This is a genomic window from Streptomyces sp. NPDC026206, assembly GCF_040638465.1.
Taxonomy (GTDB): domain Bacteria; phylum Actinomycetota; class Actinomycetes; order Streptomycetales; family Streptomycetaceae; genus Streptomyces.
This window is the reverse complement of the sequence record NZ_JBEZYL010000036.1, coordinates 1-16,788: the sequence shown is the minus strand read 5'-3', so window position 1 is coordinate 16,788 and position 16,788 is coordinate 1. Positions and strand designations below refer to the sequence as shown.

The following is a 16,788-nucleotide window of genomic DNA, read 5'->3' as shown; positions in this document are numbered from 1 at the left end:
CACGACCCGGATCCGCCACCAACGCCTCCAGCACCCGCACCAGACGACCGCCGATACCCTCCACCACCACCCGCTCGAACAGATCCGGCCGGTAGGACCAGTGGATGGTCAGCTGGGTGTCACGCTGCATGGCGATCAGGCCGAGCGGGTAGTGCAGCGAGTCCTCCACCGCCGCGTCCACGACACCGAGTTCCTGGGCGGAGCTCTCCAGGGCGGCTGCGTCGACCGGGTAGTTCTCGAACACCACCAAGGTGTCGAAGAGCTCGCCCGTTCCGGTGAGGCGCTGGAGATCGGTGAGGCTCAGGTACTGGTGCTCCATCAGCCCGGACTGCTGATCCTGCAGTCGCGTCAGTACGTCCAGCAGGGAGTCGGAGTGTGTCGTACGGACACGCACCGGCAGCGTGTTGATGAACAGGCCGACCATCTTCTCGACGCCGGGCAGCTCCGGCGGGCGGCCGGAGACCGTGGCGCCGAAGACCACATCGTCCCGGCCGGTGAGCTGGCCGAGGACGAGGCCCCAGGCGCCCTGGACGAGGGTGTTGACGGTCAGGCCGCGCTCGCGGGCCATGGTGAGCAGGGCGGATACCAGATCCTCCGGAAGGCGCTGCGTCCAGCGTTCAGGGCGGACCGGGGCACGGCCGTTGCCGCCGGCCGCGATGAGCGTCGGGTCGTCCACACCGGCGAGGGCCGTACGCCAGGCGTCCTCGGACGCCTGACGGTCCCGTCCGGCCAGCCAGGCGAGGTAGTCGCGGTACGGGACGACCTCGGGCAGTGCCGAGTCGTCGCCCTTGTCGCCGTACAGGGCGAACAGTTCGTCGATGAGCAGCGGCATGGACCAGCCGTCCACGGCGACGTGATGCACCGTTAGGACGAAGTGGTACCGGTTATCAGCCAGGCGGGCAAGGGTGCAGCGCAGCAGCGGAGGCCGTTCCAGGTCGAAACGGGCGCCGCGGTCCTCCGCCAGGAGACGCTCGAGCGCGGTGTCGCGCGCCGGTGGTTCGAGGCCGCTCAGGTCGAAGTCCTGCCAGGGCAGCTCGGCCTCGCGCGGAACGACCTGCAGCACCTGCCCGGACTCGTCGGTGACGAAGTACGCCCGGAGGTTGTCGTGCCGGCGCAGCAGGGCCTCGGCGGCGGCGCGGAGGGCGGTTGCGTCCACGGGGCCTTCAAGTTCGAGGGCCGACTGGATGGTGTAGACGTCGGCTTCGGACGCGTCGTACAGGCCGTGGAAGTGGAGACCCTGCTGAAGCGGCGAGAGCGGCAGGACGTCGGCCAGACCGGTCGGCGTCGCCTCCAGCCGGTCGATCCCGCTCTGGGAGATGTCCACGAGCGGCAGGTCGGAGGGGGTCAGGCCACCCGCCCCGGGCCGTTGGCAGTGCTCGGCGAGGTCCGTCAGGGCCTGAAACCACAGGTGGGCGATGGCGCGGACGTCGGACTCGGGCAGCAGGTCGCCGGGCCAGGTCCAGGAGGCGACGAGGCGTTGCCCGTCGGGGTGGGCCAGCGAGGCGGCGTCGAGGTCCAGCGTGTGGGCGAGCGGCAGCGCGGCGTCGGCGCTGCCGGCGAGGTCGTGCACCCGTACGGCGTCGGCCTCGGCGGCGTCGGCGGCCTCGGCCGCGCCCATCCGGCCCAGGTAGTTGAAGCCGATCTGGGGTTCGGGGTGGTCCGCGAACTCCGGTGCGGTCGCCGGGTTGAGGTGGCGCAGCAGGCCGTAGCCGATGCCCTTGTCGGGGATGGCGCGCAGCTGTTCCTTGACCGCTTTCAGGGCCGCGGCGGGCGGAAGCTTCCCGGGGTCGACGGCCACGGGGTACGCGCTGGTGAACCAGCCGACCGTGCGGGACAGGTCAAGGTCTTCGCCGATCTCCTCACGGCCGTGGCCCTCGAGCCCGAGCAGTACCGCGCTGTCGTCACCGAGGCCGCGCTGTCGTCGCCAGCGGGCGACGGCGAGCGCGAGGCCCGTCAGCAGCACGTCCTCGACGCCCGCGTTGAACGCCGCCGGTACCGGTCCCAGCAGCGGCTCCGTGATGGCTGCGGGCAGCGTCAGCGTCAGTCGGCGGCCGGTTCCCACCACGTCGCGGGCCGGGTCCACGCGCCGTCCGGCGAGCAACGGGTCCTCGGTGCCGGCGATGGCGCGCCACAGCTCCAGCTCGCCGACCCGGTGTCCTGCGGACGCCTCGGCCGCCAGTGTGCGGGTCCAGCGGCGGAACGAGGTGCCCACCGGATCGAGCTCCACCGGGCGGCCGTTCCCGACCGCCTCGAACGCGGCTTCCAGGTCCGGGAGCAGGATGCGCCAGGACACGCCGTCGACCGCGAAGTGGTGGGCGATGACGGCGAGCCGGCCGGGCACGCCGTCACCGGCGTCGAACCAGACGGCCTGCACCATCCGGCCCTCCTCCGGCGCCAGCCGCGCGACCGCCTCCCGCACCTGCTCCTCGACCGCGTCCACACCCTCGACCCGGCGCACGCACTCCTGCGCACGCACCGCGCCGACCGCCGCCACCTCCAGCGACCACTCGGCCCCCTGGCCCCCGACCAACCGCATCCGCAGCGCGTCGTGCCGGTCCAGCACAGCCTGCACAGCCGCCTGTACCCCCACCTCGTCCACCCCCGCCGGGACGGACAGGGTCATGGTCTGGTGGAACGCGTCGACGGGGGCGCCCAGGCCCAGCTGCCGGTGCATCACCGGGGTGAGGGTCACCGGGCCCACACCGTCGTCGGGTGCCGCGGTGGGCGCCCCGGCGGCGGAGAGCGCGGCGAGGCGCGCGGGCGTCTTGTGTTCGAAGACCTGGCGGAGCGTGAGCGCGATGCCTTCCTTGCGCGCGCGGTGGGCCAGCTGAATGGAGCTGATGCTGTCACCGCCCCGCTCGAAGAAGCTGTCGTGAACCCCGACGCCGGTGGTCCCGAGGACCTCGGCGAACAGGGCGCAGAGCGCCTTCTCACGTTCGTCCCGCGGTTCCCGCTCCGCTTCCTCACCGGATACCGGCTGCGCGGAGGCCACGGCGTCCGGGGTGGCCGGGAGCAGCCGCTCCCGGTCGTCGGCCGTGAACAGCCCGATCGTGCCCACCGGGCGCTCCGGCTCGGCGGTGAAGGTCTCCAGCAGTCCGAGGAAGCGGGCAAGGATCTCCTCGGCGGCGGCTTGCGGGAACAGGTCCTCGCGGTAGTCCAGCCGCACCTCCATCCGCTCTCCGCGGACGGTGCTCTCCAGGTTGAGCGAGTAGTGGGTGGCATCGCTGGTCGCGACCGAGACGGCTCCGATCCGCTCCGCGGAGTCGCGCAGAGTGTCGGTGTCTACGGGGAAGTTCGCGAAGACCGTCATGGCGTCGAACAGCTCACCGCCCCCGGCGAGCTGCTGGATGGCGGACAGCCCCAGGTGCTTGTAGGGGAGCAGCTCGGCCTGCCGGTCCTGCAGCCGCCGCACCTGGTCGCACAGGGGCAGCGCCGCGTCGATCCGCAGCCGGGCCGGCACGGTGTTGATGAACAGGCCCACCATGCCTTCGACGCCGGGCAGCTCCGGCGGCCGTCCGGAGACGGTCTCGCCGAAGACGACGTCGCAACGGCCGGTCAGGGAGCCCAGCACCAGGCCCCAGGCGGTCTGGACCAGGCTGCTCAGCGTCAGGCCGTGCGTCCGGGCCTGGCTCGCGAGTGCCGCGGCCAGCTCGCCGGGCACCTCCCGGAGCAGCTTGCCCGGCACGGCGGGGGTGCGGGCGGGGTCGGCCGGCGCGACCAGGGTGGGCCCGGTCACCCCGTCCAGCGCCCGGCGCCAGGCACCCTCGGCCTCGGCGCGGTCCTGGGCGGCCAGCCAGGCCAGGTAGGTCCGGTAGGAGGGGGCGGCCGGGAGCCGGGAGGCGTCCCCGCCGTTGTCGTACAGGGCCATCAGCTCGCCGAGCACCAGCGGCATCGACCAGCCGTCCAGCACGATGTGGTGCGCGGTGACCGCGAACCGATACTCGTCCTCCGCCAGCCGGATCAGTGTGAAGCGCAGCGGGGGCACGGCGAGATCGAAGCGACGGGTCCGGTCCGCGTTCAGCAGCCGGGTGAGTTCCGCGTCCCGCTCGGTCCCGGCCGCCAGGCCACTCAGGTCGGCCTCCGTCCACGCCGGTTCGGCCTCGCGGTGGATGACCTGCACCGGTTCGCCGGTCTTCCGGTTGCGGAAGCCGGCACGGAGCGCGTCATGGCGGCGCAGCACCACGCGTGCGGCGTTCCGCAGCGCCTGCGCGTCGATCGTGCTGCGCAGGTCCAGAGCCATCTGGAGGACGTAGACGTCAGCACTGTCCTGTTCGTACAGGGAGTGGAAGAGCATGCCCTCCTGCAGGGGGGTAAGCGGCCAGATATCGACGAATCCGGGCTTCGTCACGTCGCCGTTTCCTTTCATCAGCTCAGGTCACTTTCGAATTCGTCGATCTCGTCCTGCGACAGGGCCAGCAGGGATAGGTCGGAGGGGGTGAGGCCGCCGGCCGTGGGGCGCTCGGCATGCGTGACGAGGGCCCGCAATGCCGCGAACCAGAGCTCGGCGAGCTCCCGGACGTCCGGCTCGGCGAAGAGCGCCTCCGGCCATGTCCAGCGGGCGAGCAGCCGGTCGCCGTCGGGCCCCTCGCCCGCCACCGCGTGGAGGCCGAGGGCGTAGCGCAGCGGGGTGTCCACAGGGATGCCGGTGACGGGGGGCGTCGGTGCGTCCTCGTAGCCGAAGCCGACCTGGGGTTCGGCGTGTCCCGCGAGTCTGCTGCCGGTCTCCGGGTGGAGGTGGCGCAGCAGCCCGTAGCCGATGCCCCGGTCGGGGATGGCGCGCAGCTGTTCCTTGACCACCTTCAGGGCCTGGCCGAGGGCCGGGCCGCCGGCCCATACCTCGTCCTCCGGCTGCTCGCCGGGATCCACGGCCACCGGACAGGCCCGGCTGAACCAGCCGACCGTCCGTGAGACGTCGACGCCCTCCGCGAACTGCTCGCGGCCGTCCCCTTCCAGTCCGATGAGCACCGCGCTGCCGTCGGAGAGGCCACGCTCGCGCCGCCAGCGGGCGACGGCGAGCGCGAGGCCCGTCAGGAGTACGTCCTCGACGGTGGCGTTGAACGCCGCGGGCACACGGTTCACCAGCGGCTGCGCGGTCTCGGCGGGCAGCATGAGCTCGATCTCGCGGGCGGTGCCGGACACATCGGTGGACGGGATCAGCGGGCGGTCGGCCAGCAGCGGGTCGTCCGTGTTCAGCAGGGACCGCCACAGCGGAAGCTCCTCGGCCCGGGCCGGCGTCGCGGCCGCCTCGGTCAGGAGCCGGGACCAGCGGCGGTAGGAGGTGCCGACCGCAGGCAGCTCGGGCCGGCGCCCGGCCGCGAGATCCTGCCAGGCCGAGGTGAGGTCCTCCTGGAGGATGCGCCCGGAGGCGCTGTCGGCCACCAGCCGGTGAGTGATGAGGGTGAACCGGCCGGGTACGCCGTCACCGGCGTCGAACCAGACGGCCTGCACCATCCGGCCCTCCTCCGGCGCCAGCCGCGCGACCGCCTCCCGCACCTGCTCCTCGACCGCGTCCACACCCTCGACCCGGCGCACGCACTCCTGCGCACGCACCGCGCCGACCGCCGCCACCTCCAGCGACCACTCGGCCCCCTGGCCCCCGACCAACCGCATCCGCAGCGCGTCGTGCCGGTCCAGCACAGCCTGCACAGCCGCCTGTACCCCCACCTCGTCCACCCCCGCCGGGACGGGGATCAGCCGTACGGTGTGCGCGGGACCGGTGGGCAGGCCGCGCCCGTAGAGGTCGAGCATCGGCGGCGTCGGCCGGAGGGCGCCGACGGCTTCCTCCGGAGCCTCCCGGGAGGCGGCGCTGTCGGCCTCGCGGGCGACCCGGGCGAGGGCCCGCACCGTCTTGTACTTGAAGACGTCACGCAGGCTGATCAGGAGACCGGCCTTGCGGGCCCGCCCGGCCAGCTGGATGGAGACGATGCTGTCGCCGCCCAGGCCGAAGAAGTCGTCGTCGGGGCCGACCCGGTCGATTCCCAGCACCTGGGCGAACAGCGCCGCCAGCAGGTCCTCCCGGGCGCCGGACAACTGCTCCTCCTGCTCCTCCCTGGTCCGCGTCCCGGCCTCTCCGGCGTGGCGCAGCCGCTCGTGGAGCGCGGGGCGCACGGCGGCCCACCACCGGGCGGGCGCGTCGCCGCCCAGGGCACCGACCCGTTCCCCGGCGCCGGTCGCGATGGCCTCCAGCATTCCGCGCAGGCATGCCATGAGGTCCGTGACCTCGGCCTCGGTGAACATGTCGGGGCGGTAGCCGATCCGGCAGTGCAGCAGAGTGCCGTCCAGACCGGCGTCGAGGGTGAGCGGGAAGTGGGTGTTGTCGCCGTTCATCTCGACGTCCACGGCACGCAGTGCGCTGCCGTCACCGCCGAAGCCCGCCCCGTCGGCCGGTGTGTTCTGGAACACCAGCAGCGTGTCGAAGAGCTCGCCGAGGCCGGTCATCCGCTGGAGGTCCATCAGCCGCGTCGACTGATGTGCCATCAGGTCCGTCTGGTGGTCGGCGAGCCTGCGCAGCAGGGCGCCAATCGCTTCGCCGGGCTCCACCCGGAGCCGTACGGGAATGGTGTTGATGAACTGGCCCACCATCCGCTCGATGCCGGCGACCTCCGGCGGACGCCCGGAGACGACGGCTCCGAAGAGCACGTCCTGGCGCTGCGTGACCCGGCTGAGCAGCAGGCCCCACGCGGCTTGGACCACCGTGTTCATGGTGACGCCGTGCCGGGCGGCCAGGGCCGCGAGCGATGCCACGGTCTCGCGCGGCATCATCAGGGACACCTTCTGCGGCACCACGGGGAGCCGGTCGGGGTCGGCGGGCGCCAGCAGGGTCGGTCCGTCGAGACCTGCCAGCTCCTGTGCCCACGCCTGCTCCGATGCGGCCCGGTCCTGGGCGGTGAGCCAGGTCAGGTAGTCGCGGTACGGGAGGACGGCGGGCAGAGCGGTCGCGTCGCCCCCGGCGGCGTAGACCCGCATCAGCTCGGCGATGAGAATCGGGGTCGACCACCCGTCCAGCAGGAGGTGATGGAAGGTCATCACCAGCCGGTGCCGGCCGGGCGCCGAACGCAGCAGCGCGCAGCGCACCAGGGGCGGACGGCCGAGGTCGAACCGCTGTGCGGCAGCTTCGGCCATGATGCGGGCCGTTTCGGCCGTGCGGTCGGCGTCGCCGAGGACACTGATGTCGTGCTCGGCCCAGGGGAGTTCGATACCGTCCAGAAGGAACTGCACCGGGTGCGTGAGCCCCTCGTGGGCGAAGCCGACGCCCAGGTTCTCGTGCCGGCGCAGCAGGGCGAGCACGGACGCACGCAGGGTCGCCGCGTCGAGCTCCCCTTCGAGGTCGAGCCCGAACTGCACGGTGTAGACGTCCGGTCCGAGGTCGTTGTACAGCGTGTGGAAGACCAGTCCCTCCTGGAGGGGGGTCAGCGGGAGGACGTCGACCAGTGCGGCCCGGCCGTTCTCCAGCTGCTCGATCTCCTGCTGCGTGAGCCGTACGAGCGGGAAGTCCGCCGGGGTGCGGCCACCCGTCCCGGGGCGCCCGGCGTGCGTGACGAGCGCTTCCAGGGCCAGCTGCCACGTCTCGGCGAGATCTTGGACGTCGTCCTCGGTGAACAGGGCCTCCGGCCAGGTCCAGCGGGCGGACAGCCGCGACCCGTCGGCGTGACCGGTGAGGGTCACGTCGAGCCCGAGCGCATGTGACATCGGCGCGTCCGGGTGGTCACCGGTCCCGAAGGAGGCTGTGGTATCCAGGTGGTCCTCGTAGGTGAAGCGGATCTGCGGGCCCGCGTGGCGGGCGAGCAGCGGCACCGTCTGCGGGTTGAGGTGGCGCAGCAGGCCGTAGCCCACGCCGTCGCCGGGGATCCCGGCGAGCTGCTCCTTGATCCGCTTCAGGGCGGCGCCGATCTGCTCACCGCCGGCGAACGCCTCGGCCCGCTCGGAGACGGCGGCGTCGAGCCGTACGGGATAGGCGGCGGTGAACCAGCCGACCGTGGGCGAGAGATCCGCGCCGGGCGGGGCCGTGCGCCGGCCGTCCGCTTCCAGGCCGACCAGCACGCCGCCCGCCGCGTCCTGGCCACGCCGGGCCCGCCAGTCGGCGACCGCGACGGCGAGCGCCGTCAGCAGCACCTCCTCCACGCCGGTGCTGAACCGCTCGGCCACGTCGGTGAACAGCGGGGCGGTCTGCGCAGCGGACAGCTCAAGCCCGATGCTGCGGGCGGTGCGGACCAGATCACGGGCCGGGTCGAGGGGCCGGGCAGCAGGCAGCGGGTCGGGTGCGGCCAGCAGGCCGTCCCACACCGCCAGTTCCTCCAGCAGGCCCGGGTCGGCGGCCTCGGCGGCCAGCCGCTCGGCCCACTGGCGGTAGCCGGCGCCGGCGGGCCGGGGGCTGCCGTCCCAGAAGGCCGCCAGGTCTGCCGCCAGCACGCGCAGGGACGTGCCGTCCGCTGCCAGTTGGTGCACGACCAGCAGCAAGCGGTGGCTGCCACCGGTACCGGCGTCGAACCAGACGGCCTGCAGCATCACGGCGTCCTCCGGTGCGAGCGCGGACCGGGCGGCGGCGGCCTGCTCCTGTACCACCGTGTCGATGTCGTCGTCGGCCAGGCCCGCCACGTCGACGCGGATGAGGGCGATGTCCACGGCGGTCCGGGGCAGGGCCTCCAGGCTCCACAGCAGGTTGCCGACGCGGCGGGTGAGCCGCAGCCGCAGCGCGTCGTGCCGGTCGGCCAGGGCCCGCAGGGCCGCGGTGATCCGCTGCTCGTCGCAGTCGGCTGGCAGCGGCAGCAGCACCTGCCGGCTGATCCGGTCGACCGGGCCGCCGCGCTCGCGCAGCCGGTGCATGGCCGGGGTGAGCGGGATCTCGCCCAGGCCCGCGTCGGCGTCCGCCGGGCCGCTGTCGTCCGCCAGTGAGGTGGTGGCCGCGGCCAGTTCCTCCACGGTGCGGTGGCGCAGCACGTCGGCGGCGGTGAACTCGAGGCCCGCCTCGCGGGCCCGGCTCACCAGCTGAATGGAGACGATGCTGTCACCGCCCAGTTCGAAGAAGCTGTCGTCGATGCTGACACCGGTCACCCCGAGCAGCTCGCCGATGAGCCGGCAGAGCTCCCTCTCCTTCGCGTCACGCGGCGAGCGGCCTTCGGGCCGCGTCCCGAGGTCGGGCTCGGGCAGCGCCTTCCTGTCCACCTTGCCGTTGGGGCTGAGCGGCAGTTCGTCGAGCGTGGTGTACGCGACGGGCACCATGTAGTCGGGCAGGCGCGCGGCGAGGTGCTCGCGCAGCAGCGCCGGCTTGGGGGCCCGGGATCCCTTGGTGACGACGTACGCGAACAGCTGCTGCCGGCCCGAGGAGTCCTCGTGGACGACCACGGCGGCCTCGGCGACCTTCGGGTAGGCGGCCAGCGCCGCCTCGATCTCGCCGAGCTCGATGCGGAAGCCGCGCAGCTTGACCTGGTCGTCGGCGCGACCGACGAACTCCAGCTCGCCGCCGGCCGTCCAGCGTACGAGGTCGCCGGTGCGGTAGAGCCGGCCGCCGGGAGCCCCGAAGGGGTCGGCCACGAACCGCTCGGCCGTCAGCGCCGGCCGGTTCAGATAGCCGCGGGCCAGGCCCTCGCCGGCGATGTACAGCTCGCCCGGCACGCCGGCCGGTACGGGCCGGAGCGCCTCGTCGAGGACGTACACGCGGGCGTTCCACAGCGGGCGGCCGATCGGCGGCAGGGCCTCGTCGGAGAGCGGACCGCTCATGGTGGCGTACACCATCGCCTCGGTCGGCCCGTAGGCGTTGACCAGTCGGCGTCCGGCCGACCAGCGCGCGGCCAGGTGCGGCGGGCAGGGCTCGCCACCGGTGACCATGGTGCGCAGCGTGGCCAGTTCGGCGTCCGGCAGCGTTCCGATCACGCCTGCGGTCGTGTGCAGGTGCGTGACGCCGTGCCCCTCGATCAGCTCGGCAAGATGCGCTCCCACGGGCGCCCCGTGCCCCTCGGGCAGGATCAGCGTGGCGCCGCCCAGCAGGGCCAGCACCAGGTCGCCCATGGAGACGTCGAAGCTCGGCGAGACGGCTTGCAGAACGCGGGCATGCCGGTCATCGAGCAGGTGCTCCGTCTGTGAGCCGATCATGCTCGCGAATCCGGTGTGGGTGACCACGACGCCCTTGGGCCGGCCGGTGGAGCCCGAGGTGTAGATGACGTAGGCGGGGTGCGTCGGCCTCAGCGGGGCCGTCCGGTCGCGGTCGGCCGGGTTGCCCGGGTCCGCGGCCTCCAGAGCGGCGCGCGTGGCGGGCTCATCGATCACCAGGGCACCGGCCGCCCAGGACTGCTCGCCCTCGGCGACCGCCCGGGTGGTCAGCACCAGTGCGGGCTGTGCGTCCTCGAGGATGAACGCGATGCGCTCGGCCGGGTATCCCGGGTCGACGGGCAGATAGGCCGCGCCCGCCTTGAGCACGCCCAGAGCCGCCACGATCCAGTCCACCGACCGCGGTACGGCTACGGCCACCCGGTGCTCGGGGCCGACGCCCCGCTCGATCAGATGGCGGGCCCACCGGTTGGCGCGGGCGTTCAGCTCGCCGTAGGTGAGCGAGGTGCCGCCCGCGACGAGTGCCACCTGCCCGGGGTCGCGCTCGGCCTGTGCCTCGAACAGGGCGGGGAAGGTCTCCGCCACCGTCGCGCGCTCGGTGTCGTTCCACTCGACGAGCACCCGGTGCCGCTCCTGCGGCGACAGCAGGTCGAGCTGGGTAACCGGCCGCTGCGGGTCGGCGGACGCCGCGTCCAGCAGCGCGACGAAGCGGCGCATCAGCGCCTCGACGGTGCTCTGGTCGAACACGTCCGTGCGGTAGTCGGCGCGGCCGCGCAGCCCGGCGGGTGCGCCGTCCTCGTCGAAGGTCTCGCCCAGTTCCACACCCAGTTCGAGCTTGGACGAGGCGAGGTCGACGGACTCCACGCTCACCGTCAGGCCCGGCAGCTCCAGCCGGGGCACCGTGTTGTTCTGGAACGACAGGAACACCTGGAACAGCGGGCTGTGCGCCATCGAGCGTTCGGCGCCCAACAGGTCGACGAGCCGCTCGAAGGGCACGTCCTGGTGGGCGTAGGCCGCGAGGTCGGCGGCGCGGACGCGCGCCAGCAGCTCGGCGAAGGTGGGGTCGCCCGAGACGTCGGTACGCAGCACCAGCGTGTTGACGAAGAAGCCGACGAGGTCCTCAAGGGCTTCGTCCATGCGGCCCGCGACGGCGGTGCCGATCGGAATGTCGTTGCCGGATCCCAGCCGGGACAGCAGCGTGGCGAGACCGGCCTGCACGACCATGAACAGGCTGACCTGGTGCGCGCGGGCGAGCTCGGCGAGTCGGGCGTGCAGGTGCGCGTCCACGGTGAAGGCGATGGCCCCGCCATGGTGGCTCACCTCGGCCGGGCGTGGCCGGTCGGTGGGCAGCACCAGCTCCGCAGGTGCGCCGTCCATGGTGCTCTCCCAGAAGTCCAACTGCCGGGATATCAGGCTGTCCGGGTCCTCCTCGCTGCCCAGCAGCTCCCGCTGCCACAGCGTGTAGTCCGCGTACTGCACGGGCAGTGCGGCGAACTGCGGGGTCCGGCCGTCCTTGCGCGCCGTGTAGGCCGTGGACAGGTCCTGGGCGAGCGGGGCGTTGGACCAACCGTCGGTGGCGATGTGATGGACGTTGAGCAGCAGGACGTGCTCGGTGGCGGACAGAGCGAACAGGGTGGCGCGCAGCGGCAGGTCGCTCGCGAGGTCGAAGCCCCGCTCCGCGGCCGTGCGCATCGCCTCCGCCAGGCCGGCCTCGCCGGTCTCGACGATCTCCAGGGGGACGGCGGCGTCGGCCGGGGCGAGGATGTGCTGCCGCGGCGTGCCGCCCTCCTCCGCGAAGACCGTGCGCAGGCTCTCGTGGCGGGCGACGAGATCCGCCAGGGCGGCAGTCAGCGCCTGCCGGTCGAGTGTGCCGGACAGCCGGATGCCGATGGGGATGTTGTACGTGCTGGTCGCGCCCTCCAGCCGACCGAGGAACCACAGGCGACGCTGGGCGTACGACAGGGGGATGGCCGACGGCCGCTCGCGCGTCGCCAGCGGGGGCCGGCCGCCGTTGTCCCGGGAGACCTTCGCGGCGAGCAGGGCCGGGGTGGGGGCGTCGAAGACGGCCCGTACGTCCACCTCGGCGCGGAAGGCCGACCGGACCCGGCTGAGCAGCCGGACCGCGCTGAGGGAGTTGCCGCCGAGCTCGAAGAAGTCGTCGTCCACGCCCACCTGCGGCACGTCGAGGACCTGCGCGAACAGGCCGCACAGGATTTCTTCCTGCGGGGTGCGGGGCGCGCGGGCGGCCGGCGCGGCGGCGAAGTCCGGTGCCGGCAGGGCGGCGCGGTCGAGCTTGCCGTTGGGGGTGAGCGGCAGCCTGTCGAGGACGATGACCGAGTCGGGGACCATGTACACCGGCAGGGTCGAGGCGAGCTCTTCACGCACCGCCTGCTCGCCGATGGTCTTTCCGGGGGCGGCCACGACGTACGCCACCAGCCGCGCGCTGTCCTGCTGGTCGGTGCGGACGACGACCGCCTGCTCGGCGACGCCCGGATGGGCGGCGATCGCGGCGGCGATCTCGCCGAGTTCGATGCGGTGGCCCCGCACCTTGACCTGGTCGTCGGCGCGGCCCACGAAGACCAGATCACCGTCGGGCTGCCGGCGCGCCACGTCGCCGGTGCGGTACATCCGCTCGCCGGCCGGGCCATAGGGGTCGGCGACGAAACGCTCGGCCGTCAGGCCGGGGCGGCCCAGGTAACCGCGGGCCAGGCACGGGCCCGCAACGTACAGCTCGCCTGCCACGCCCACCGGTGCGGGCCGCAGGTTCGCGTCGAGCACGTAGACGCGTACGTTGCCCTGCGGGCGGCCCATGGGGACCGGACCCTGGGCCACGAGGGCGCCCGGCGCGATGCGGTACTCGGTGACGTTCACGGTGGCTTCGGTGGGCCCGTACACGTTCCAGACGGTGGCCCGCGGGTGGCACTCGCGCCACTGCGTCAGTGCTTCACCCACCAGCGCCTCGCCGCCGAGCAGGAGTTCGCCGTCCGGTGAGTACGCCTGCGGGAGCGCACCGAGCAGCGGAAGGTGGCTGGGCGTGGCTTTCATGAAGGTGCAGGGGGTGGCCGCGAGCCGCGCCGAGACGGTGGCGTCCTCCTCGAGGGCGCCGATCAGGACGGTGCCGCCGACCGTCAGCGGGGTGAACAGGGCGGTGACGGTGAGGTCGAAGGCGACCGGCGAGTGCAGCAGCGCCAGCCCGGACGCCCCGGGGTAGACGAGTGCGGTCCAGACCAGGTAGTCGACGACCGAGCGGTGCGTGACTACCACGCCCTTGGGCCGCCCGGTGGAACCGGAGGTGTAGATGACGTACGCCGGGTGGGCTGCGAGCAGCGGGACGCGGCGGTCCTCGTCACCGGGGTCGGTGGCGGAGTGCCGGGCGATGGCCGCGGCCGTGGCCGCGTCGTCGACCAGCACGCGTTCGATGCCGTCGGCCGGCAGCGCGGCGGCCGCCGTCCGGTCGGTCACCAGCAGCCGCGGCGCGGAGTCCGCCAGCATGAAGCGGATGCGCTCGTACGGATAGGACGGATCCACGGGTACGTAGGCGGCACCGGATTTGAGGACCGCCAGCAGGGCGACGACGAGTTCCGCCGACCGCTCCATGGCCACGGCGACGAATCGCTCCGGTCCGGCACCGCGGGCGATGAGTTCCCGGGCGAGCCTGTTGGCCCGCTCGTTGAGCTCCCGGTAGGTCAGCTCGTCGGGGCCGGACGCCAGGGCGACCGCGTCGGGCGTACGCTCCGCCTGCTCCTGGATCAGCTCGGGGACGACCGCTTCGGACACGGGTACCTCGGTGCCGTTCCAGCCGGACGTCAGCTGCCGCAGCTCGGCGGCGTCGATGGTGTCGAGCCGCCCGACGGGCAGGTCCGGGGTGCCGGCGACGGCTTCCAGCACCCGGCGCATCTGCCGGGTGACGGATGCGGCCGTCTCCTCGTCGAAGAGGTCCGGGCGGTAGTACCAGTTGAGGACCGTCCGCTGGTCGTCGTGCATCACCACCATGCCGAGCGGGTAGTGGTTGTCGCCCCGGGTGTCCACTTCGGACAGGGCCAGGCCGTGCACCGGCTCCTGAACGCCGTCTTTGTCGGCGGGGAAGTTCTCGAAGACCACGGCGGTGTCGAACAGGGTGCCGACGCCGACCAGTTGCTGGAGGTCCGCCAGGCCCAGGTAGTGGTACGCGAGGAGCTCGACGCGCTGTTCCTGTACCCGCGACAGGGTGTCGATCAGGGAGGCGGACGGGTCGAGCCGCACCCGCACGGGCACCGTGTTGCTGAACAGCCCCACCATCGACTCGACGCCCGGCAGCTCCGGCGGACGCCCGGACACCGTCTCGCCGAACAGGACGTCGTCGCGGCCGGTGAGCCGGGACAGCACGATGCCCCACGCGCCCTGCACGACGGCGTTCATGGTGAGCCCGTGGGCGCGGGCTCGTGCGACGAGCCCGGCGGACAGCGGTGCCGGCAACTCGTCCACGATCCGTCCCGGCAACACCGCCTCCTTGGCGCCCGCTTCCGGCGCGACCAGCGTCGGCTCGTCCACTCCGGCGAGCGCCGCGCGCCAGGCTCCCTCCGCCTCCGCCCGGTCCTGCGCGGCCAGGTAGGCGAGGAAGTCCTTGTAGGGGGCGACCGGGGGCAGCGTGGCGGGGTCGCCGCGGTGGCCGTACAGCTCGAAGAGCTCCGCCGCCAGAACAGGCGCGGACCAGCCGTCGAGCAGCAGGTGGTGGGCGGCGAACAGCAGCCGGTGCGTGTCCTGCGCGAGCCGGATGAGGGTGAAGCGCAGCAGCGGCGGCTGCTGCGGGTCGAAGCGGCGCCTGCGCTCCTCGGTCAGCATGCGTTCCAGGGCGGCCGTCTGCTCGGCCTCGCCCATACCGCTGAGGTCCGTCTCGTTCCACGGGAGGTCGGCGCCGGCCGGGATGAGCTGCACGGGGCGGCCGTCGCTCGTGTAGTGAAAACCCGCCCGCAGGCTGTCGTGCCGGGCGAGCAGCGCGCGCACGGCGGCGCGCAGTGCCGTGACGTCGAGGTTCCCTCGCACGTCGATGGCGAGCCGGGTGATGTAGACGTCCTCGGTCTGCTGGTCGTACTCCGTGTGGAAGAGCAGGCCCTCCTGCAGCGGCGAGAGCGGCAGCACGTCGGTCAGCCCGGGCTGCGCCGCCTCCAGGCGGTGGATCTCCTCCTGCGAGAGGGAGACCAGCGGCAGATCGGAGGGGGTGAACCCGCCCGCCGCCGGCAGTCCCGCATGGGTGACGAGCGCCTGGAGGATCCGCAGCCAGGCCTGAGCCAGCTCCCGTACGTCCTCCTGCGCGAGCAGTTCCTTCGGCCAGGTCCAGGTGGCACTGAGGCGCGGCCCGTCACTGTGTGTCTCCGTCACGGCGTTGACGACGAGGGTGTAGGGGAGGGCGGTGGCCTGGTCGGCGCCGCCGCCGAGCCCGGCCGTGTTCCCGTCGTCGGCGATCCCCAGGTGGCCCAGGTAATTGAAGCCGATCTGCGGCTCGGCGTGCTTGGCCAGCGCGACGGCGGTACGGGGGTTGAGGTAGCGCAGCAGGCCGTAGCCGATGCCGTTGTCGGGGATGGCGCGCAGCTGCTCCTTGACCGCCTTGAGCGCCGTGCCCAGCGCCGGCCCCGCGGCCTCGATGTCCTCGGCCGACACGGTGCCGGGGTCGAGCCGCACGGGGTACAGGCTCGTGAACCAGCCGACGGTGCGGGACAGATCGACGTCGTCGGCGATCTCCTCGCGGCCGTGTCCCTCAAGACCGACGAGCACCGCGGACGCCTCACCGCGGCCCAGGTGGCGCCGCCAGCCGCCGACGGCGACCGACAGGGCCGTCAGCAGTACGTCATTGATTCCCGCGCGGAATGCGGCGGGCACCTTGCCCAGCAGCGGCTCCGTGATGTTCGCGGGCAGCTGCACGCTCAGGTGTCCGGCTCCGGCGAGAGTGTCCCGGGACGGGTCCAGGGGCCGCTCGGTCAGCAGCGGGTCGGGCGTGGACAGAATGTCCCGCCACAGGGTGAGCTCCCGGATGCGGCCCGGCTCACCGGCTGCGGCCGTGAGGTGCTGGGCCCAGCGGCGGAACGAGGTGCCGACGGGCTCCAGCTCCACCGGACGCCCGGCGAGGACCGCGGCGAGTGCCTGCTCGAACTCGGGCAGGAGGATGCGCCAGGAGACGCCGTCGACGGCGAGGTGGTGGACGACCAGCAGCAGCCGGCCGACAGTACGCGGTCCGGCGTCGAACCACACGGCCTGAAGCATCGTTCCGGCGTCCGGGGCGAGCCGGTTCTGGGCGGCGGCGAATTCCCGCTCGGTCACCTCGGTGAGTGCCTCGCCCTCCAGCCCGACGGCATCGACGCGGTGCAGGCACGTCCCGGCCTGGACCGCCCCGCGCGGGGCGACCTCAAGGGCCCACTCGTCGGTGTCCTCGATGCGGGTCAGCCGCAGCCGCAGCGCGTCGTGGTGGTCGAGGAACACCTGCAGCACGTCGGTGAGCTGCCGGGCCCCCAGTCCGACGGGGACGGGGACGGCCATCGCCTGGTTGAAGTGGTCGACGGGCCCACCACGTTCACCCAACCAGTGGATGACCGGGGTGAGCGGCACACCACCGACCCCGTCGTCCGCCGAGCGCCGAACGGGCTCGGCCGCTTCCTCGGCGACGGCGGCCAGCGCTTCCACGGTTTTGTGTGTGAATACATCACGCGGGCTGAACTTCAGCCCCGCCTTGCGGGCCCGGCCCACCAACTGAATCGAGATGATGCTGTCACC

2 protein-coding genes are annotated in these 16,788 nt (G+C 73.0%); both read right to left on the bottom strand.

Features of this window, described 5'->3' with window-relative positions; all coding sequences use genetic code 11:
* Positions 1-4,348: condensation domain-containing protein (locus AB0F13_RS27355; protein ID WP_362087742.1), on the bottom strand; the 4,348-nt coding region annotated here is incomplete at its 3' end.
* Between the two features lie 17 nt (positions 4,349-4,365).
* Entirely contained in the window at positions 4,366-16,776 is a 12,411-nt protein-coding gene (locus AB0F13_RS27350; RefSeq protein WP_362087744.1) for an amino acid adenylation domain-containing protein, read from the bottom strand.
* Between the last annotated feature and the right edge of the window lie 12 nt (positions 16,777-16,788).